This window comes from Ciceribacter ferrooxidans, assembly GCF_004137355.1.
GTDB lineage: Bacteria > Pseudomonadota > Alphaproteobacteria > Rhizobiales > Rhizobiaceae > Allorhizobium > Allorhizobium ferrooxidans.
Genome location: NZ_SDVB01000238.1, coordinates 112,334 through 131,629, shown reverse-complemented (window position 1 = coordinate 131,629; position 19,296 = coordinate 112,334). Strand labels below are relative to the sequence as shown.

At 63.3% G+C, this 19,296-nt stretch carries 16 protein-coding genes; 6 read left to right on the top strand and 10 right to left on the bottom strand.

The genetic code is table 11. The features are described from left to right. Window positions 1–78: 78 nt before the first annotated feature. The 7 genes from EUU22_RS11530 to EUU22_RS11500 all read right to left on the bottom strand — a co-directional run bounded on the left by EUU22_RS11530 (window position 79) and on the right by EUU22_RS11500 (window position 9,172). Window positions 79–789, bottom strand: coding sequence for a response regulator (locus EUU22_RS11530; protein WP_129332141.1), 711 nt, complete (start codon window positions 787–789; stop codon window positions 79–81). After that, window positions 786–3,479, bottom strand: a complete 2,694-nt coding sequence (locus tag EUU22_RS11525; protein ID WP_129332140.1) for an ATP-binding protein — start codon at window positions 3,477–3,479, stop codon at window positions 786–788. The genes EUU22_RS11530 and EUU22_RS11525 overlap by 4 nt, the downstream gene beginning before the upstream one ends. An 8-nt stretch (window positions 3,480–3,487) precedes the next feature. Continuing rightward, window positions 3,488–4,057: a potassium-transporting ATPase subunit KdpC gene (gene kdpC, locus EUU22_RS11520; RefSeq protein WP_129332139.1), complete on the bottom strand. Its 570-nt coding sequence runs from the start codon at window positions 4,055–4,057 to the stop codon at window positions 3,488–3,490. Between the two features lie 2 nt (window positions 4,058–4,059). Then, entirely contained in the window at window positions 4,060–6,096 is a 2,037-nt protein-coding gene (gene kdpB, locus EUU22_RS11515) for a potassium-transporting ATPase subunit KdpB (RefSeq protein ID WP_129332138.1), read from the bottom strand. Between the two features lie 9 nt (window positions 6,097–6,105). Next, a complete protein-coding gene (gene kdpA, locus EUU22_RS11510; RefSeq protein WP_129332137.1) occupies window positions 6,106–7,815 on the bottom strand; it encodes a potassium-transporting ATPase subunit KdpA in 1,710 nt (569 codons plus the stop codon). Window positions 7,816–7,828: 13 nt separating this feature from the next. Next, window positions 7,829–7,960 carry a K(+)-transporting ATPase subunit F gene (kdpF, locus tag EUU22_RS11505; RefSeq protein WP_205687897.1) on the bottom strand — a complete coding sequence of 44 codons (132 nt, stop codon included), beginning with the start codon at window positions 7,958–7,960 and terminating at the stop codon, window positions 7,829–7,831. Between the two features lie 567 nt (window positions 7,961–8,527). Beyond that, window positions 8,528–9,172 carry a TetR/AcrR family transcriptional regulator gene (locus tag EUU22_RS11500; protein WP_165351153.1) on the bottom strand — a complete coding sequence of 215 codons (645 nt, stop codon included), beginning with the start codon at window positions 9,170–9,172 and terminating at the stop codon, window positions 8,528–8,530. 103 nt (window positions 9,173–9,275) lie between these two features. Between EUU22_RS11500 and EUU22_RS11495 the strand changes: the two genes are divergently transcribed. The 4 genes from EUU22_RS11495 to EUU22_RS11480 all read left to right on the top strand — a co-directional run bounded on the left by EUU22_RS11495 (window position 9,276) and on the right by EUU22_RS11480 (window position 15,719). Continuing rightward, entirely contained in the window at window positions 9,276–10,400 is a 1,125-nt protein-coding gene (locus EUU22_RS11495) for an efflux RND transporter periplasmic adaptor subunit (RefSeq protein WP_129332135.1), read from the top strand. Further along, window positions 10,397–11,470 carry an efflux RND transporter periplasmic adaptor subunit gene (locus EUU22_RS11490; protein WP_129332134.1) on the top strand — a complete coding sequence of 358 codons (1,074 nt, stop codon included), beginning with the start codon at window positions 10,397–10,399 and terminating at the stop codon, window positions 11,468–11,470. Before EUU22_RS11495 ends, EUU22_RS11490 begins: the two co-directional genes overlap by 4 nt. Then, on the top strand, window positions 11,467–14,535 hold the full coding sequence (locus EUU22_RS11485) for an efflux RND transporter permease subunit (protein ID WP_129332133.1): 3,069 nt from the start codon (window positions 11,467–11,469) through the stop codon (window positions 14,533–14,535). Before EUU22_RS11490 ends, EUU22_RS11485 begins: the two co-directional genes overlap by 4 nt. Before the next feature lie 71 nt (window positions 14,536–14,606). Continuing rightward, window positions 14,607–15,719, top strand: coding sequence for an alpha/beta hydrolase (locus tag EUU22_RS11480; protein WP_129332132.1), 1,113 nt, complete (start codon window positions 14,607–14,609; stop codon window positions 15,717–15,719). Window positions 15,720–16,119: 400 nt separating this feature from the next. On the opposite strand, the gene EUU22_RS11475 is transcribed toward EUU22_RS11480, so the two are convergent. From EUU22_RS11475 to EUU22_RS11465, 3 genes are all read right to left on the bottom strand, one after another. Then, a complete protein-coding gene (locus EUU22_RS11475) occupies window positions 16,120–17,307 on the bottom strand; it encodes a hypothetical protein (protein ID WP_129332131.1) in 1,188 nt (395 codons plus the stop codon). Further along, on the bottom strand, window positions 17,304–17,672 hold the full coding sequence (locus EUU22_RS11470) for a hypothetical protein (RefSeq protein ID WP_129332130.1): 369 nt from the start codon (window positions 17,670–17,672) through the stop codon (window positions 17,304–17,306). The genes EUU22_RS11475 and EUU22_RS11470 overlap by 4 nt, the downstream gene beginning before the upstream one ends. 64 nt (window positions 17,673–17,736) lie before the next feature. Further along, window positions 17,737–17,994, bottom strand: coding sequence for a hypothetical protein (locus EUU22_RS11465; RefSeq protein ID WP_129332129.1), 258 nt, complete (start codon window positions 17,992–17,994; stop codon window positions 17,737–17,739). A 244-nt stretch (window positions 17,995–18,238) separates the two neighbouring features. Here EUU22_RS11465 and EUU22_RS11460 point away from each other — a divergent pair, with 244 nt between their 5' ends. Continuing rightward, complete coding sequence (locus tag EUU22_RS11460; protein ID WP_129332128.1) at window positions 18,239–18,592, top strand: hypothetical protein; 354 nt, start codon at window positions 18,239–18,241, stop codon at window positions 18,590–18,592. Window positions 18,593–18,746: 154 nt separating this feature from the next. Beyond that, entirely contained in the window at window positions 18,747–19,103 is a 357-nt protein-coding gene (locus tag EUU22_RS11455; protein WP_245485005.1) for a hypothetical protein, read from the top strand. The last annotated feature ends 193 nt before the right edge of the window (window positions 19,104–19,296 follow it).

Genomic DNA, 19,296 nt, shown 5'->3' with positions numbered 1-19,296 from the left:
AATTGGCGGATGCACATAAAGAAAAGATAAAGACGCCGATTGTCGGATGTCCGCCGATCGCGTCGATTCGCCTGGGGTTCAACCCGCCGCCTGATCGTGGTCGCCGTCGCGGAGGAAACGATAGCCGACCCCAGGTTCGGTGAGGATGATACTGGGCGAGGACGCGTCGCGTTCGACTTTCTGACGCAACTGGCCGATGAAGACCCGCAGATAGTGCAGGTCCTCGCCGTGGGCCGGTCCCCAAACGGACGTGAGCAAGGTCCGGTGGGTAACGACGCGCCCGGCATGCCTCGCAAGCAGAAGCAGAAGGTCGTATTCTTTCGGCGTCAGCCTGATCGGTTCGCCGCCGCGTGTGACCAGACGTTTCACGCTGTCGATCAGGAGCCCATCCGCCGCGATTGCCGGAGCGGCGACTTCGGTCCGGTCCACGTGCCGCAACGCCGTGCGGATGCGCGCAGTCAGTTCCCCAATGCCGAACGGCTTCTCGATGTAGTCGTCGGCGCCGAGGTCGAGCGCAGCGATCTTCTCGCTTTCGTGTCCGCGTGCGGACAGGATGATGATCGGAATCTCGGACCATCCCCGCACATTGGCGATGACGTCCTTGCCGTCCATATCCGGCAATCCGAGATCCAGGATCATGACGTCGGGCGCCGCAGTCGCCAGTGATCTCAGGGCTTCCTGGCCGGTCCCCGCTTCGACGACATCGTAGCCGGCCGCCGACAGGGCCGGCCTCAGGAAACGCTGGATCTGCGGCTCGTCGTCGACGACCAGAATGCGATGGGCTGTCATCGGGTCTGTACTTCAGCTGGCGTTTCGGCTGCGGGAAAACGCATCACGACACGTGTTCCCCTCTTTTTCAGCGCCGGACTTTCGGCATAAATGCGGCCGCCCATTGCCTCGACGAATCCACGTGCGATCGACAGGCCGAGACCCGTTCCGAGTGACCTGCCGTCGCTCCGGCCGCGGCGGTAGAATTTCTCGAAGATGCGTTCCAGGTCTTCCGCCGGAACACCCTTGCCGAGATCTGTCACGGAGACGAGGATATCCTCGCCGTCACGCCGGGCATAGATACTGACCGGTTCGCCACCGCCGTATTTCACCGCATTGTCGAGCAGGTTGAACAGAACCTGTCCCAGGAGGACGCTGTCGCCGCGCAAGAGAGGCAGATCCGGCGAAATGCCCGTTTCGATGCTCTGGCCGGGGAAGTATTTTCGCGCCCGGTCGACCGAGGAGCGCACCATGTCGCCGACGTCGACCCAGTCTCTTTTTGCATTCAACGTGCCGGCTTCGATGCGGGTCATGTCGAGCAGGTTGCCGACAAAGCGGGCGAGCCGGGCACTTTCCTCCTCGATCGTCTGGAGGAGATCGTCGCGGCTTTCGGCACTCATCTTCCGGCCGAGCTGGCGCAGGCTGGTAACGGCCCCCGTGATCGTCGCAAGCGGCGTCTTCAGATCATGGGAAATGGAAGAGAGCAAAGCCTCGCGATAGCGCTCGCCTTCAAGGCGCGCCGACTGCTCGACCGCCTGCTCGGCAAGGCGCGCCCTGTCGATTGCGGTCGCCGTCTGGTCGAGAATCGCCGACAGGGCCCGCTCCGCATTGATGTCCAGGGGAGTATCGCTGCATGCGTAGCCGCACACCCCGACTACGCCGTGGGGGCTCGTGAGTGGCCGGAACTGGAATTGGCTGCTCGGCAACGTCCCCGTACCGCTGCCGGCGGGTTCCTGCTTGTCGTGGGCCCAATGGGCGGCGGTAACGTCGGAGACCCCGAGGTCGGTGTCGGGTGGCCAGGCTGCGGCGACGGACAGATCAGGTCCGCTGGGGGTCAGGATCACGACGCTGCGCTTCAGGCTCGAGTGAAGCTGTGTGACCGCAGCCCAAAGCACGTCGTCGGCCTTGGCCGTGCCGGACAATTTGCGCGAGAAGTCGTAGAGCGACTGGAGTGCATTGGCGCGCACGCTTGCGACGTCAGCCTGCTCGCGAATACGCGAGGCAAGACTACCGGCGATCACGGCCGCGGTGAGAAAGACGAAAAGCGCGAAGACCTCATGCGGGGCGGCAATCGTCAGCGTGTGCCGGGGATCGATGAAGAAGAAATTATAGGCAAATGTCGACAGCAAAGCTGCGAACAGGGCCGCGGCATAGCCGGCGTGAACGGCTGCGCCGAGGACCGCGAGAAGGAAGAGCAGCGAGATGTTCGGGAGCATCACGACGCGGTCGATGAGCAGACCGAGCGCCGTCGTGGCTGCCACGAGCACGATGGCGGTTGCAGCCGACCGGCGTACGCCGGCAAACTCGAACCGGCGGGATCGTTTCGCGGTTTGCGGCTCTTGTGTCTTTTCCGCCGTCACCAGATGGATGCCGATACTCTTGGCGCGTTTCGCGAGCGCTGTCGTCAGCGACGGTCGGAAGAGATGGCGCCACCCGCTGCGGCGTGACATCCCGATGACGATCTGGGTCGCATGTTCCTTGCGCGCGAAGGCAAGTATATCCCGGACGAAGTCGTTGCCGGTGATGCGTTTGGTTTCCGCACCCAGCCGTTCAGCAAGGCGAAAGGTCTCCTCCACCCGGCGCAGCGCCGCGACGTCGTTGGTTTCGCGGTCCGCCGCCTCTACCGTCACGACCGTCCAGGGCGCATTGAGGCCGGTTGCCAGCCGGCTCGCGACCCGAACGACCTTTTCCGACAGTGCGCCAGGTCCGATGCAGACGAGAAGACGCTCGCCGGATGACCAGGTTCCCTCGATTGCGTTCTGCCGAAGATAGGCGACGACCTGGTCATCGACCCGGTCGGCCGTACGCCGCAGGGCGATTTCGCGGAGAGCAGTCAGGTTGCCGAGCCTGAAGAATCTCTCCGTGGCGCGCTTGGCGCTCTCCGGCACGTAGACCTTTCCCTCCTTCAGCCGCTCGATCAGTTCGGCTGGCGGCAGGTCGACGAGCACGACCTCGTCCGCGTTCTTCAGGACGGTATCGGGCAGTCTTTCGCGCACCACCACGCCGGTGATATCGGCAACGAGGTCCGAGAGGCTTTCCAGGTGCTGGATATTGAGGGCGGTCCAGACGTCGATGCCGGCGGCGATCAGTTCCTCGATGTCCTGATACCGTTTCGGATGGCGTGCGGTCTCGGGGTTGCTGTGGGCGATCTCGTCGACGACGATGACCTGGGGATGCCGCGCGAGGGCTGCATCGAGGTCAAACTCTTCGAGCTCTCTTCCCTTGTATGGCACCTTCAGTCGGGGAAGAACGTCCAGACCACGAAGCAGGGAGGCGGTTTCCGAGCGCCCATGCGTCTCCGCGAGGCCGACGACAATGTCGGTTCCTTCTTCCTTCAGTCGCCGCGCGCGCGTCAGCATGGCATAGGTCTTCCCGACGCCGGGTGCCGCGCCCAGGAATACGGTCAGCTTGCCCCGGCGGCCTTCCGTCGCCAGTGCAAGCAGGGCATCCGGATCGGGCCTTCGGTCCAAATCGCGGTCTTTGTCCGCCATCAATCATCTCATGTCTTCAAGGCGTCGAGCTGGAGATTGAGTTCCAGCACATTCACGCGTGGTTCTCCGATGAAACCGAGTATGCGGTCCTCCGCCTGCCGGGCGACGAGATCCCTGACGGCGGCTTCACTCAGGCCACGCGCTTTCGCGACGCGTGCTACCTGTGCCATCGCGTAGGCGGGAGAGACATGCGAGTCAAGGCCCGAGCCGGACGCCGTGACGGCGTCCGCGGGAACGCGTTCTCCGATCCCCGCGCCCTTGAGCTTCTCCATGTCGGCCGCCACGCGGTCGCGAAGTTTCACGGACGTTGCGCCGAGGTTCGAGCCGGAGGATGCAGCCGCATTGTAGGGTTCGGGCCCTGTCGCGGAGGGACGGGGCCAGAAATAGCGGTCGGATGTGAAGTTCTGCCCGATCAGGGAGGAGCCGACGACCTTGCCGTCGCGCTCGATCAGGCTGCCATTGGCCTGAACCGGAAGCACGACCTGGGCAATCCCGTTGATCGCCAGCGGATAGGCAAGACCGGTGAGCGCGGTCATGGTCACGACGAGAGTGAGGGCGGGTCTGAGATGCTTGAGCATGGTTACACCAGATGAAGTGCGCTGACGGCGATGTCGATGGCCTTGATTCCGGCGAAAGGCAGCAGCAGGCCGCCGACGCCGTAGACCAGGAGGTTGCGGCGAAGCAGCGCGGCCGCGCCCGACGGGCGGTAGGCCACACCCTTGAGCGCGAGTGGGATCAGCGCCACGATGATCAGCGCGTTGAAGATGACGGCCGAAAGAATGGCCGACTGCGGCGAGGCAAGGCGCATGATGTTGAGTGCATCGAGCGCCGGATAGGTGACGACGAAGAGCGCAGGAATGATGGCGAAATATTTGGCCACGTCGTTGGCGATCGAAAAGGTCGTCAGGGACCCACGTGTCATCAGAAGCTGCTTGCCGATCTCGACGATCTCGATGAGCTTAGTCGGGCTCGAATCGAGGTCGACCATGTTGGCAGCCTCGCGCGCAGCCTGCGTGCCGGTCTGCATGGCGACGCCGACATCGGCCTGGGCGAGCGCAGGCGCGTCATTGGTACCATCGCCGCACATGGCAATCAGGCGTCCTCCCTGTTGCTCGCGACGGATGTAGGCGAGCTTGTCCTCAGGCGTCGCCTGGGCGAGGAAGTCGTCGACACCCGCCTCAGAGGCGATCGCCGCTGCAGTCACGGGGTTGTCGCCGGTGACCATCACAGTCCGGATACCCATGGCGCGAAGCGCTGCAAAGCGTTCCTTGATGCCCGGTTTGACCACATCCTTCAGATGGATCACGCCGAGCAGCCGCCCCCCGTCGACCACCCCGAGCGGCGTGCCGCCGCCGCGGGCGACCGCATCGACGGCCCTCTGGAACTCGGCGGGCGTATCCTCTTCCGCGACGCTGGCAAACCTCAGGACGGCGTCGATGGCACCCTTGCGCAGCCTGCGGCCACCCTGATCCACACCGGAAAGGCGCGTTTCGGCGGTGAAGCCGATGACGGCATCGAGGCGGGCATCGGGCATGGGAATGCCGAAGTCGCCCGTCGCGAGGGCGACGATCGAGCGGCCTTCGGGGGTATCGTCCGAGAGGCTCGCAAGAAGCGCGGCCTCGGCCAGTTCGCCGGTTTTGACCCCGGGAGCGGGGATGAAGTCGCTTGCCATCCGGTTTCCGAAGGTGATCGTGCCGGTCTTGTCGAGGAGCAGCGTATCGACATCGCCGGCTGCTTCCACCGCGCGACCCGACGTGGCGATCACGTTGAAGCGCACCAGGCGATCCATGCCGGCGATACCGATTGCTGACAGCAGCCCGCCGATCGTCGTGGGAATCAGGGTCACGAGCAACGCGGCGAGAACCGTGACCGACAGCACCGTGCCGGAATATCCCGCGAGACCCCAGACCGCGGCGCAGACGAACAGGAAGATCAGTGTCAGGCCGGAGAGCAGGATCGACAGCGCGATCTCGTTCGGTGTCTTCTGACGCTGCGCGCCTTCGATGAGTGCGATCATGCGGTCGACGAAGGATGAGCCCGGCGCGACGGTGATCCTGATCTTGATCTCGTCGGACAGCACCTGCGTGCCGCCCGTGACGGCCGAGCGGTCGCCGCCGGACTCGCGGATGACCGGCGCGGACTCCCCGGTGATCGCGCTTTCGTTCACCGAGGCGACACCCTCGATGACCTCACCGTCGCCCGGGATCAGTTCGCCGGCGGCAACGAGAACGAGGTCTCCGACCTTCAGACTGGTCGCCGGCACGATCTCCGTCACGCCGCCCGAAGAGAGCCTGCGCGCGACAAGTTCGGATTTCGCGCGCCGGAGGCTGTCCGCCTGCGCGCGGCCGCGCCCTTCGGCGACCGCTTCGGCGAAGGTGGCGAAGAGAACCGTAAACCACAGCCAGGCGGCAATCTGGCCGGAGAAGGATGCCACCGACGGACCGGCGGCGAGATCCCGCAGGAAGAGCAGTGTGACAAGGGTCGCGACGACTTCGGTGACGAAGATGACCGGGTTGCGGACGAGCTGTCGCGGGTCGAGCTTGCGGACGGCGTCCTTCGCTGCGGGCAAAAGGATGGCCGGATCGAGAAGGCTGGGACTTGGAGGTTTGTGAGACATGAGATTCCCTCAGAAAGTCTGGCCGGCCAGCATCGCGAGATGCTCCGCGACCGGACCGAGCGCGAGCGCGGGGAAGAACTGAAGACCGCCGAGAATGAGAATGATGCCGATCAGGAGTCCGATGAAGAGCGATCCGTCCGTCGGGAATGTTCCGGCGGAGGCGGGGGCCTTGACTTTTGCGGCGAGCGATCCGGCGATCGCCATCACCGGAACGACATAGCCAAAACGGCCGAGAAGCATCGCGATCCCGAGCGTCGTGTTGTACCAGGCCGTGTTGCCCGTGAGCCCGCCGAAGGCGGAGCCGTTGTTGCCGGCGGCCGAGGTATAGGCATAGAGGATTTCCGACAGTCCGTGCGGACCGGACGTGCCGATGCTGGCGACGGCGAAGGGCAGCATGGCCGATACTGCGGTGAAGCCGAGGATGGCAAGCGGCAGGATGAGTACGGCGAGCATCGCGTATTTCATCTCCCGGCCGTCGATCTTCTTGCCGAGGAATTCCGGCGTCCGCCCGACCATCAGGCCGGCGACGAAGACCGACAGAATGGCAAAGACCAGCATGCCGTAGAGACCTGAACCGACACCGCCGGGCAGGACTTCGCCGAGCTGGATGAGGAACATCGGGACGAGGCCGCCGAGACCGGTGAAGGAGCCGTGCATGCCGTTGACGCCGCCGTCTGAAAGGCCTGTCGTCACGGCGGCGTAGAGTGCCGTCATGGCCTGGCCGAACCGGACTTCCTTGCCCTCCATGTTGCCGAGGGAGGGGTCGACGCCGAGCGCCGTCAGGATGGGATTGCCCTGGGCCTCTGCCCAGTAGGTGACGGCGACGCCGCCGACCAGCAGGATCGCCATCGCGCCCAGCAGTGCCCAGCCCTGCCGCCGGTTCCCGACCATCTGACCGAAGCTGTAGACCAGTGCCGCCGAGATCGAGAGCATGGCGAAGATGTTCAGATAATCGGAGAATGCCGTCGGGTTTTCGAAGGGATGGGCGGCGTTGGCGTTGAAGAAGCCGCCGCCGTTCGTGCCGAGCTGCTTGATCGCCTCCTGCGAGGCGACGGGTCCGAGCGAGATGACCTGCTGCGTGCCTTCCAGCGTCGTGGCCGTCACTGACGGATCGAGGGTCTGCGGCAGCCCCATCGCCACAAAGGCTAGCGCGACGACGATCGCGAGCGGCAGCAGCACATAGAGTGTCGCGCGGGTGACATCGACCCAGAAATTGCCGAGCGTCGCGACCTTCGACCGGGCGAAGGCACGGGTGAAAGCGACGGCAAGCGCCATGCCGGTGGCGGCGGACAGGAAGTTCTGCACCGTCAGGCCGGCCATCTGGCTGAAATGGCTGAGGGTCGTCTCGCCGGCGTAATTCTGCCAGTTGGTGTTGGTGACGAACGAAACCGCCGTATTGAAGGCAAGATCCGGCGACATGCCGGCAAAGCCTTGCGGATTGAGCGGCAGGAAGGCCTGCAGGCGCAGGATTGCATAGAGGATGACGAAGCCCGCCAGGGAGAAGACGAGCATGGCGGTCGTATAGGCGAGCCAGCTCTGCTCCCTGCCGGGCTCGATACCGCCGAGGCGGTAGAGGTCGTTTTCCATCCGCCCGAGCACGGGCGAAAGGAAGGTGCGTTCGCCGGAAAACACCTTCGCCATGTAGAGCCCGAGCGGCTTGATGACGAGGAGGACCGCGATGAAGAGAAGGCTGATCTGGAGCCACCCGATGATAGTCATGACAGGCTCTAGATCAGAAACGTTCGGGCCGCAGAAGCGTCGCCACCAGATAGGCGCCGAGCGCGATGACGACCACGAGGCCGATGAGAGGCTCAAACATGACAGCCTCCTTATAGCCGCTCGAGCGCGCGGGCGTAGAGCACAAGCAGCAATAGCGTGCCGCAGCCCAGCGTCAGAAAGACAATGTCGGACATGTCCGGATTCTCCTGTTGGAACAGGCGAACGCTACGGCGACCACGCGTCAGTTTTCGATTGGGAAGAGCCGGGGCGGAGATAAAGAAATGATAAGGAGGTGCTGCAGCGCTCAGCTATCGATGCGTCCCCAGCCTGGCGGGCGGCGTATTGCCCGGCCCACCGAATGGTCGCGTCTGGCTTTAACATGCCGTTTCGCACTAGCATGACATGTCCATTTATGGGATGCGAATGGGCTGCAGACCACGCCAGATACGAGGGCGCGAACCTGCCGCTAGCTGTGAAATCTCAAGAGGTTGTTCATCCGGAAGAGGTTTAGGCTGCAGTCGCCAAACTCCAGCCGAGGACCCTGAAGGATGAACAACCTCCTGAGATTGTACAGCTAGTGCACACGCGCCACCCTCTCGACTGACGACAGCATTGCGAGCCTTATCCCGATGCGGAAGTCGTCGCTCACCGCATGTGGGGATGAAGGTCGCAACCGATAGCCACCGCCGCCGGCAATCTGGAGCGGCGCTGGTCAGATCAGCCGACGCATCAGAACGGCCAACTGCCTGAACAGTTGCTGCTTGTCTCCCGCAGCCGGAATCAACCGCTGAAAGAAAATCTGCGTCGAGATGACAGAGCCGATCATGGACATTGCCGCAATCAGCGAAAGGCCCGTGTCAACCTCCCGGGGGCCATCATCCGGCCCCCGTATCGTCCTGACACATCCGAGCAGCAGCTCATAGACCGGCCGGGCAAGCCGTTCTTCGATCAGCGCCTTCCGCTCGCTGTCCGCATTCGTCATGATTTCGCTGATCAGAAGCTGCGCGAAGAGCGGGCGGGCGCCGACGAGATCGACCATCTCTCTGCAGAGACGATCCATCTGTTCATTCGGCGGAAGTTCACGGCAGAGTTCCTGTGACTCGCGGATGCGGATGAGGGTCTCCTCCGCGACGGCGTCGACCACTGCCATCCAGAGCGCCAGTTTTGAGCCGTAACGATAGGAAATCAGTGCGACGTCGACGCCGGCCTGACCGGCGATCTTTCTGAGCGACGCACGTTCGAAACCCCATTCCGCAAAATTGGCGACCGCGGCCTCGAACAGCGCATCAACATCCAGTTCCCTGCCCTTCTTCGGGCGCCCACGACCACGTTCCGAAGGCTTCTGTCCGTCTGTCAACGCTCTCTCCTCTTGATACTTGACAAGCATAGCGCATTCGCGGATTATATTCAACACGTGATGAATAAAATGCCTTTCACCCACAGACTCCCGGGAAACAGATATGCCACAGACGTCAGCCAGGGCGCCCGAACGCGCCAGATGGGACCGTAGATTCGGAGCGGCACCGACACTCGCCGCGCTCTCGGTTCTTGCGCTCACTGCTTGCGACGCAGGAAACAAACAAGCGACGGCCGATGCCGCCCATGTCAGGGTCGAGGCCGCGACGGTGACGAGTGATGTCGTCCGCGCGTCGGCGACGGGCGAGATCAAGGCACGCGTCGAAAGCGACCTCTCCTTCAAGATCAGCGGCCGCGTTATCTCGCGCACCGCCGGCGTCGGCGACCATGTGATGGCCGGTCAGGTGCTGGCGACACTCGATCCAACCGAGCAGAAGGCCGACCTGGAGTCGGCGCGGGCAGCAGTCGCGTCGCAGGAGGCGACGCTGCGCATGACGAGCTCGGTTCTTACCCGGCGCAAGGCGCTGACCCAGACCGGCGCCATGTCGCAGCAGAATCTCGACAGCGCGCTGCAGCAGTACCAGTCGGCCGGAAAGGACCTGGAAGCCGCGCGCGCCAAGCTCGAGACGGCGATCGAGGCCCTGCAGCAGACCGAGTTGCGCGCCGATGCCGATGGTACGATCACCGATCGCGATGTCGAGACCGGCCAGGTGGTCCAGGCTTCCACCACCGTCTTCACTTTGGCGCACGACGGCGAGCGCGACGCCGTCTTCAACGTGCAGGAATCGGCCATCAGCCGCACCGTGCCGCAGTCGATGGAGGTCGCGCTGCTGTCGCGCCCCGACGTCAAGGCGCAGGCGACGCCGCGCGAGGTGAGCCCCGCACTCGATCGATCGCTCGGCACGGTGCGCGTGAAGCTTGCGATTTCCAATCCGCCGGCGGAAATGACGCTCGGCTCGGCCATTATCGCCAATGTGGTCCTGGCCCGGCGGGAGCGCGTTTCCATTCCGTGGCAGTCGATGTTCTCCAAGGCCGGCAAGCCGGCGGTCTGGGTCGTGGACCCCGATACGAAGATCACCCGGATGAAGCCAGTCATCATCGAACGATACGACGCCTCGAGGGTCGTACTCTCCGGCGGCCTGCAAGCCGGCGAACTGATCGTCGTCGAAGGCGGCCAGTTCCTCCGCGAGAACCAGTCCGTTTCCTACACCGAGGAGTCGACCCGATGAGGTTCAAGTTCTTCCTCCCTCTCATCCTGCTGTCGGCCGGCCTCAGCGCATGCTCGGAGGAAAAGGCGACCGAGGCGCCGGTGCGGCCCGTGCTCTCCATGCTGGCCAAGCCACGCGAGGCAACCACCTTCGGCTTTGTCGGAACCGTCGAGGCCAAGTTCAGTACGGATCTCGGTTTCCAGGTTTTGGGCCGCATCGTCTCGCGTGACGTCAATGTCGGCGACCTTGTGCAAAAGGGCCAGGAACTCGCCCGCCTGGATGCCACCAGCCTCGAGTTGGCCGTCAGGCAGGCGGAAGCCGACCTCGCCTCGGCCGAGGCCAAGTTTGATCTGGCTCGGGTAAACGAGCAGCGCCAACGGACGCTCCTCGCCTCCAACGCCACGACGAAGGAGCAGGTGGAAGAGGCCGTCCAGTCACGCGAGGCGGCCGAGGCGACCCTGCAGCAATTGCGGGCCAGCCTGACGAAAGCGCGCGAACAGCTGGACTATGCAGTCCTGAACGCGGAATCGGACGGGGTCGTATCATCCCTCTCCGCCGAAGTCGGGCAAGTGGTAACCGCAGGCCAGACCGTACTGACGATCGCGCGCCTGGAGGCACGCGATGCCGTGGTGGACATTCCCGACAGCTACAACCAGTTGACCGCGATCGGCACCCCCTTCGAGGTGATCCTGCAGGCCAACCCGGAGGTGAAGGTCACGGGCACGGTGCGCGAGGTGTCCCCGCAGGCGGACGCGGCCACACGCAGCCGCCGCACCAAGATCGCGCTGGAGAGCCCGCCGGACAGCTTCAGGCTCGGAAGCACGATCACCGCGACACCCGTCGCACCGAGCGAAGGCCACCTCTGGCTGCCGGAAACGGCGATCGGCGGCGATGACGGCGCCCGTTTCGTCTGGGTGGTCGATCCGGCCGCCAGGAAGGTGCAGCGCCGTACCGTAACGATCCGTCCATCCGCCGCCGGCGGTGTCGACGTCCTCAGCGGCCTTGACGAAGGCGAGCGTGTCGTGACGGCGGGTGTCAATTCACTCGCCGATGATCAACCTGTCAGAATCCCAGACGAGATGCCGCAATGAACACGAAATTCAATCTTTCCGAATGGGCGCTCCAGCACAAGTCGCTCGTCTGGTATTTCATGATCCTCGCCAGTGTCGCGGGCGTCCTGTCCTACATCAATCTCGGTCGCGAGGAGGATCCGGACTTTACCATCAAGACCATGTTGATCCAGGCCTCCTGGCCCGGCGCCTCCGTGGACGAGATGACGAGTCAGGTCACCGACCGGATCGAGAAGAAGCTGCAGGAACTTGAATCGCTCGACTACACGAAGAGCATCAACACGCCCGGGCAGACGACGATCTACGTCAACCTGCGGGAAAATACGAAGGCCGCGGACGTGAAGCCGACCTGGGTCAAGGTTCGCAACATGATCGGTGACATCACGCCCAACCTGCCTCAGGGTGTCCAGGGTCCCTATTTCATCGACAGCTTCGGCGACGTCTACGGCAATATCTACGCCTTCACTGCCGACGGGCTGAGCCAGCGCCAGCTGCGCGATTATCTCGAGGCAGCCCGCCAGCAGATTCTCTCCGTGCCGAATGTCGGCAAGGTGGACCTGATCGGTGCGCAGGACGAGGTCGTCTATCTGGAATTCTCGACGAAGCAGACGGCGGCGCTCGGCCTCAGCCAGAGCGATATCATCGAGACGCTTCAGAACCAGAACGCCGTCGTCGCCTCCGGCACGCTGCGTACCGGTGAAGAGAGCATCAACCTGCGCGTTTCCGGCCAGTTCGCCACCGAAGATGCGCTGCGTGACATCAACCTGCGCGTCAACGACCGCTTCTTCCGATTGAGCGACGTCGCCAAGATCACGCGCGGCTATTCCGATCCCGAGCAGCCGCTCTTCCGCGTCAACGGCAAGCCCGCCATCGGACTGGCGATCGGCATGAAGCCCGGCGCCAACCTGCTGAACTTCGGCGAGGCGCTGTCGGAAAAGATGGACAAGGTCATCGCCGGCATGCCCATCGGCATCGGCGTGCATCACGTGGCAGACCAGGCGGTCGTCGTGGACGAGGCCGTCGGCGGTTTCACCAAGGCCCTCTTCGAGGCCATCGCCATCGTTCTCGTCGTCAGCTTCCTCAGCCTTGGCATGCGCGCCGGCCTCGTCGTCGCCGTCTCGATCCCGCTGGTTCTGGCGATCACCTTCGTCTTCATGGCATATCTCGGCATCTCGCTGCAGCGCATTTCCCTCGGCGCACTCATCATCGCACTCGGCCTGCTGGTGGATGACGCGATGATTGCGATTGAGATGATGGTATCCAAGCTGGAGCACGGCCAACCCCTGTCCAAGGCGGCAACGGCCGTGTGGACCTCGACCGCCTTTCCGATGCTCACCGGCACGCTCGTGACCGTCGCGAGCTTCATACCGGTCGGTCTCAACGACAGTGCGGCGGGTGAATTCACCTTCTCGCTCTTTGTGGTCATCGCGATCTCGCTGATCGTCTCGTGGATCGTCGCGGTCTTGTTTGCCCCCCTGCTCGGCGTGTTGATGCTGCCGAAGACGATGAAGGCGCATCACGAACAGAAGAGCCTGCTGGCGCGCGTGTTTTCCAGGATTCTCGCCGCCTGCATGCATTGGCCCAAGGCAACGATCCTGGCCACCGTGGCGATGTTCGGTCTTTCCGTCTACGGCATGGGCTTCGTGCAGCAGCAGTTCTTCCCGGCGTCCGATCGGCCTGAGCTGATTATCGACTGGACGGCCCGCCAGAACTATACCATCGCCCAGACCAAGGCGGATATGGATGCCTTCGAGGCCAAGCACATCGCCGGCGACCCCGATGTCGACCATTGGACCTCCTATGTCGGGCAGGGCGCCAAGCGCTTTGTGCTTTCGTTCGACGTCCAGCCTTCGACGAACAATTTCGGACAGATGGTCGTCGTCGCGAAGGATATCGACGCGCGTGACCGCCTGATGGCCAAGCTGAAGACCGCCGCCGAGGAGGAATATCCGGGGACGGACGTCTTCGTGAAGCAGATGGAACTCGGCCCTCCGGTCGGTCGTCCCGTCCAGTATCGCGTGGGTGGCCCCGACCCGCAGATGGTGCGCGCCTATGCCCAGGAATTGGCCGGCATCGTCGGCCAGGACCCGCGCCTCACCAGTATCGTCTTCGACTGGAACGAGCCGGCCCGGGTAGTGAAAGTCGATGTGCTGCAGGACAAGGCCCGCCAGCTCGGCGTCAGCTCGTCCGACATCGCGACGTCGCTCAACAACATAACGGGCGGTTCGACCATCACCCAGATCCGCGACAGCATCTATCTGGTCAATGTGGTGGCTCGCGCCACCAAGGACGAGCGGGAGTCGATCGAGACGCTGCGCAACCTGCAGCTGCCCGGCAGCAACGGCCAATCGGTTCCGCTCGCCTCGATCGCCAACTTCCGCTACGAACTGGAGCAACCGGTGATCTGGCGCCGTGACCGCATTCCGACGATCACGGTCAAGGCGGCGATTGCGGACGACACCCAGCCGGCTACAATCGACCAGCGACTGAAGCCCGCCATCGACGCCTTCGCGGCCAAGCTGCCGGGCGGCTACAGCGTGGAAACCGGCGGCTCCGTCGAAAGCAGCGCAACGAGCCAGGCGCCGATCGCCGCCGTCGTCCCGCTGATGCTGCTCACGATGGCGACGATCCTGATGTTCCAGCTGCAAAGCTTCCAGCGTCTGTTGATGGTGGTCATCGTCGCCCCTCTCGGCCTGATCGGCGTGGTGGGCGCGTTGCTGCCGAGCGGTGCACCCCTGGGGTTCGTCGCGATCCTCGGCGTGCTGGCACTGATCGGCATTCTCATCCGCAACTCGGTCATTCTGGTCGTCGAGATCGACACGCTGCGCAAATCCGGCAGGCATGCCTGGGACGCGGTCCGCGAGGCCGCCGAACACCGCATGCGTCCGATCATGCTGACGGCGGCCGCCGCCTCTCTTGCACTCATCCCGATTGCTCGCGAGATCTTCTGGGGCCCGATGGCCTACGCGATGATGGGCGGCATCATCGTCGGGACGGTGCTGACGCTGCTCTTCCTGCCGGCGCTCTATGTCGTCTGGTTCCGCATTCGCAAGCCCGACGAGATGACCGGCGAGGTCACTCCGTGAGCAGGCGCCCGGGCATAACCCGGGCGCCCTCCTATCCCGGTACCCGGTACCCCCTGCGAAAAGGCCCGCAGATGCTCCGTTTCCGCCCCGACGCCTGGCGACTCCTTTTGGTCGCGACATTGATGCTGCTGGTCACGGGATGCGTCTCCCGTCCCACCGAGGAAGTCCTGACACCACGCGTGCTCGGGCAGCCGGCGCACGAAGTCATCGTGCTTGCGGCGACAAACCGGAAATTGAGATCAAAGGACGACGATCCGCTGGGCCGGCGATCGGACAATCTGGGCTTCGAACGGTATCGGTTTTCAGTTCCCGCGAACCGACCCGCCGCCAGCATCATTTATCCAACGGTTCCCGCCGATCCGCGACGGCAATTCATCGTCACGGACCATGATGATCTGACCCTGTCGCAGTTCTCGGCCGAAGTTGAGCGCACCGTCGACGACGACGGGACTGTCGGCGTCTTCGTGCATGGCTACAACTACAGCCATCAGGAGGCACTTTTCCGGACCGCGCAACTCGGCGCCGACGCCAGGACGCTGCCACCGCCGATCCTTTTTTCCTGGCCGTCGCAGGCAAGCCTCACCGGCTATGTCGCAGACAAGGACGAAGCCCTGGCTTCACGGACGGAACTTACGAGGTTGCTCGTCCTGATCGGTCGAACACAGGGCGTCAAACACATCGTGCTTTTCGCCCACAGCATGGGGTCGCTGCTCGCCATCGAGGCGGTGCGCCAGCTGGAACTCGAGAAGCAGTCGAGCACCACCCAGAAACTCGATATCGTTCTGGCAGCGGCAGATATCGACGTCGATCTCTTCCTTTCCCAGTTGAACGACATCGGCCGGCTGCCTCGCCCCATTACCCTGCTGGTCTCCAAAGAGGACAAGGCGCTCGGCGCATCGAGCTTCCTCGGCCGCGAGCGGCCGCGGGTCGGGACATCGGATGTCGACGATGCAAGAGTCGTCGCGGCAGCAGAAGATCATAATCTTCGGCTGGTCGACATCACCGGGATCGAAGACAATGATGGCCTCGGGCATGACAGGTATGTGAACCTCGCCAAATCGGCCGGACAGATCAAGAGACAGTATCAGCCGGGCACCGAGGCTTCGATCAGCCCCGGTGTCTTCGTCTTCGACGCCGTCGGTCATCTTCTCACGAGACCTTCGAACGCGCCAAGGCTCCCATAGCTTGCTACCACCGAGGTCGACATTCCATTCGCCGTTGGGAAAGGCAATGCGCGGTGGGCACTCGAGCAAGTCCATCGTCAATTTCGCGTGCAGCAGGCGCCGCCACGTCCCTGATCTTGTGAACGACGTGACGCGCGAATGCCGGACGGCGATCCGCGGCACATCGATCTCCGGGCACCACGCCGCCCGCCAATGTTGGACCCGCCACGAAACCGGCTCAGCATACGATATCGACCGTCGCACGGTATTGGCGGAAGCACTCTCCCGCTACCACCATTACAGTGCCAAGCGCATCGTGCTTCCGTCGCCGGCCGCGAATTTCCGGAATTTTGACACGAGATCCCTCGACCGTGGGGTAAGACGTCATGAGACATCTCGGAATCGGATCGTCACGGCCAATCTACGGCATGTGAGCGCGTATGTCGTTTGCGAACCACACGGCGGGAAGTGGTCCGGCCGTCATCAGCGAAAAGTCGAAGGATGCGCGCTGGTCGCCGTCGAGAACGTATTGCCGGTGGACGCGCAACAGATCCCGCTTGATCCGCCGGTAGCGTTCCGGGGACAGCATGTGCTTGATGCGGATGAACGCGATTTGGGCCTGGGGGGCATCCGGATGTCCGGCGAGCGCAACCACCTTCGACCTATAGAAATTGACCGCGTCCGTCAGGCACTGGATGTCCAGCCATGATATTTCCGTCGCGCGGGCGATCACACCCACCCGCGCCCGCAGCATCCTGGCCGGGCGCAGCAAGGCACATTGCAGAACCGCTCCTCCGAGCGTGACGAAGGCCACGCGCTTTCCTTCGAGCAAGTCGGGCTCCCTTTCGAGCAGCATTCCGAGGACATGCACGGCGACACTCGAACCCATGCTGTGGGAGCTGATGACATATTCGTCCGCCTCCTCGCAGAGCGCCGCCCTGGCCGACGCCGCACAGTCCTCGAGCCAGCCGAGGACGTCGGGCCGGTCGAGATGCGCCAGCGCGACCGCCATCTCCCAGTCGGAGAACAGATGCAGGGTGTGAAACCGATCCGACCACGGAAGGAAAATCGAGAAGAAGAAGGCGTAGGCAAGCACGATCGCCAGCGGATAGTGCCACGGAGCAAGACCAAGCCAGTGCGGATATGCGGCGATGACGAGGCTCGCCGCCATCGCCAGCCCGACAAGCAGGAATGGAAAGACGAAAAACAGGCCGAAGCGCCAGGCGTGCCGGAAATAGGCAAATGCGCCACCTCCGAGAACGACGCGAGCGGCACCGACGAACCCAAGGGCCAGCCGCCGGGCAAGCGGCCGTCCGTTCAGTTGCTCGACGATGTCGTTGTGGTCGAAGATATGGATGCGGCTCGACGTGCACCACGTTGCGCCTTGACTTTCGACGTCGAAATACCGGCAGGCGCCAGGGCCGCGGATCGGGCCTGCGTCGGCTGAAAAACCCCAGACCGTCGTCGTCTTTCGCAGTGAACGCTCGTAGCGCTGGCGGTGCTTGTGCGCATCCAGCGGCTCGAAACCGGGAAAGTGCAGGACGATCCGCTTGCCGATATGCTCGGGCGGGTTCGCTTTTGCGACCGGAACCGCGCGCCTTCCGGTCATCGGCTCGTCCCCGGTCCGACGAGGCTGCTTGTGGCGGCGCTCCGGAGCCCGGCCACGAAGGCCGCCCTGTCGAATAGGCAGCTACGATCGCCCGTCTGCGCGTCCGCCCATTCGCGGATGGACGCCCGGATATTGACGACCGGCAGCCTCGTTATCTCCCGGATCGTGCCGATAGCCTCGGTCGCCGTCACAATCGCACTGAACCCGCCCAACCGCATCGCATCCTCGAATTCGCCCACAGTACTTGCCGTCGTAACCGCAAAGCCTTCCCGGGTCAGTATTTCATTCACGAGCAACAGCCCTCTGGGGTTGGACAGGCAGACCAGAACCTGCAGTCGGTCGGCCACGGCGGAATATGTATGCATCGAGAGAATGCCCTCTGTGACTGTCTGGCTCCTGTCAATAGCCGGTTCGATGTCAACTGGTGTTCTATCGTGTTGCGTTTTGTGTCTCGACATTGACCACCGGCAGGTCCAGCGCCGACCTGACGCGACCGATCATGGCCGTATAGGTCACGACGAGCCGGGAGCCCGTGAACGGCCGGTCTTCGTCCAGTGCGGCGAGCGAGACCGGGGTAGCCGACACCCCATATCGGGACAGAAGCGCTTGAATGCGCATGGAGGTCCGGAGACTCTCCAGGACGATCAGAACCTGAGGTTCCGGTTCTCGGGACGGTGAAAACAACATCGAAGGTGCTCCTTTCGAAGCTCATCCTTAGAGCTTCAAACGCAAAGCAACGTTCTGATTTGTTCAGTTTTGTTGCAGCAGGCGTACACGGTCTTCAGACCTCTCCACACGGTCGCCATTTCTCCGCATGTGTCCGGACCTTCGCGATCATCAAAAAATCTCCCGCAACAAGACTCAACACACAGCGCCCTCAGGATCTGCTGCCCTGCTGCCGGACTTCCACTCCGCAAAGGCGACAGAAACAGTGAACAACACGAAGATCGGCAATATGCCGTCGCAGGTCGCGCAAGCATGGCGGGCCTCGACGAGGCGGGTCCATCCCCAGAACCGCCTTGTCTGCCTTGTCTGCCTGGGCGGCAACGTGGTCTTCTGGCTTCTCGGCGCGACGGCGCTTCAGTTCGCAGTCTTCGACATCCCCTGGCTGGCCATATTCTGGATCAGATATCCTACGTCGGCGCCGACGCCCTGGGTGAACGGTGGCCAACGCGAACGTCGACGCAATCGGCAGGGGGTGCTGATCTTCCTGCTTCAGGTGGTGATCGCCTGCGACGTCGCGACAGTCATCGTGGACAGCCTCACCTCGACGGCAATCGTCTGAGGGGCAAGATCACGGCCCTTCCGCGCAACATTTCTCAATCAAAAAGCACACCATCGGAAACGGTGACGGTCATGATCACGCGGCTGTGCTCCTGCGGCAGCAGTGCGTCGTAAACCAGGCAAAAAGGAAAGGTTGAGCGATGAGGAAGCGTTTCATGGCGGTCGGAATGGCCATTGCCACGACAATGGGGTCCAGTCCTGCAGCTCGGGCCCAAGTCGTCATCTACGAGGACCAGCCGTCGGGTGTCTATTCTGGCGAAGGTCGGGCCGAGGGCGAGTCTCTTCGGCGGTGGAATCGCCGTCACGACACGAGGGACGGCTGGACGAACCGCTGGGCGAGTTTCGGCCCATATGACGCGATCCGCCTCCTGGAGCGCCGTGGCTATCGTGTCAGGGACGTGACGAACGTGGGCGAACGATATCTGCTGAGGGCATCACGAGACGGCGACGACCTGCTTGTGAGCGTATCCCGCCGGGGAGAGATCGTCGGCGTGGTCCACGAAGCCCATTGACGCTCGACGCGGTGCAAGAACCCTCCATCGGTGATCGATCCGCAAGTCCGTCGGACCTGACCCGAGGCCCGAGCGCCGCAACAAAACGCAACATCAAAGGACACTCCGCAACATTGGCTTGCGCCATGTTTCGCTTCATGAGCCGGGCGCCGCATCAAGCGGCGTCTTCTCTTTCCCCAGCAAAGACGAGGTA

What these genes read in the sequence shown, in the direction of transcription:
- EUU22_RS11530 (WP_129332141.1), bottom strand. Translation starts at nt 789, where the DNA reads ATGACAGCCCATCGCATTCTGGTCGTCGACGACGAGCCGCAGATCCAG.
- EUU22_RS11525 (WP_129332140.1), bottom strand. Translation starts at nt 3,479, where the DNA reads ATGGCGGACAAAGACCGCGATTTGGACCGAAGGCCCGATCCGGATGCC.
- kdpC (WP_129332139.1), bottom strand. Translation starts at nt 4,057, where the DNA reads ATGCTCAAGCATCTCAGACCCGCCCTCACTCTCGTCGTGACCATGACC.
- kdpB (WP_129332138.1), bottom strand. Translation starts at nt 6,096, where the DNA reads ATGTCTCACAAACCTCCAAGTCCCAGCCTTCTCGATCCGGCCATCCTT.
- kdpA (WP_129332137.1), bottom strand. Translation starts at nt 7,815, where the DNA reads ATGACTATCATCGGGTGGCTCCAGATCAGCCTTCTCTTCATCGCGGTC.
- EUU22_RS11495 (WP_129332135.1), top strand. Translation starts at nt 9,276, where the DNA reads ATGCCACAGACGTCAGCCAGGGCGCCCGAACGCGCCAGATGGGACCGT.
- EUU22_RS11490 (WP_129332134.1), top strand. Translation starts at nt 10,397, where the DNA reads ATGAGGTTCAAGTTCTTCCTCCCTCTCATCCTGCTGTCGGCCGGCCTC.
- EUU22_RS11485 (WP_129332133.1), top strand. Translation starts at nt 11,467, where the DNA reads ATGAACACGAAATTCAATCTTTCCGAATGGGCGCTCCAGCACAAGTCG.
- EUU22_RS11480 (WP_129332132.1), top strand. Translation starts at nt 14,607, where the DNA reads ATGCTCCGTTTCCGCCCCGACGCCTGGCGACTCCTTTTGGTCGCGACA.
- EUU22_RS11475 (WP_129332131.1), bottom strand. Translation starts at nt 17,307, where the DNA reads ATGACCGGAAGGCGCGCGGTTCCGGTCGCAAAAGCGAACCCGCCCGAG.
- EUU22_RS11470 (WP_129332130.1), bottom strand. Translation starts at nt 17,672, where the DNA reads ATGCATACATATTCCGCCGTGGCCGACCGACTGCAGGTTCTGGTCTGC.
- EUU22_RS11465 (WP_129332129.1), bottom strand. Translation starts at nt 17,994, where the DNA reads ATGTTGTTTTCACCGTCCCGAGAACCGGAACCTCAGGTTCTGATCGTC.
- EUU22_RS11455 (WP_245485005.1), top strand. Translation starts at nt 18,747, where the DNA reads ATGGCGGTCGGAATGGCCATTGCCACGACAATGGGGTCCAGTCCTGCA.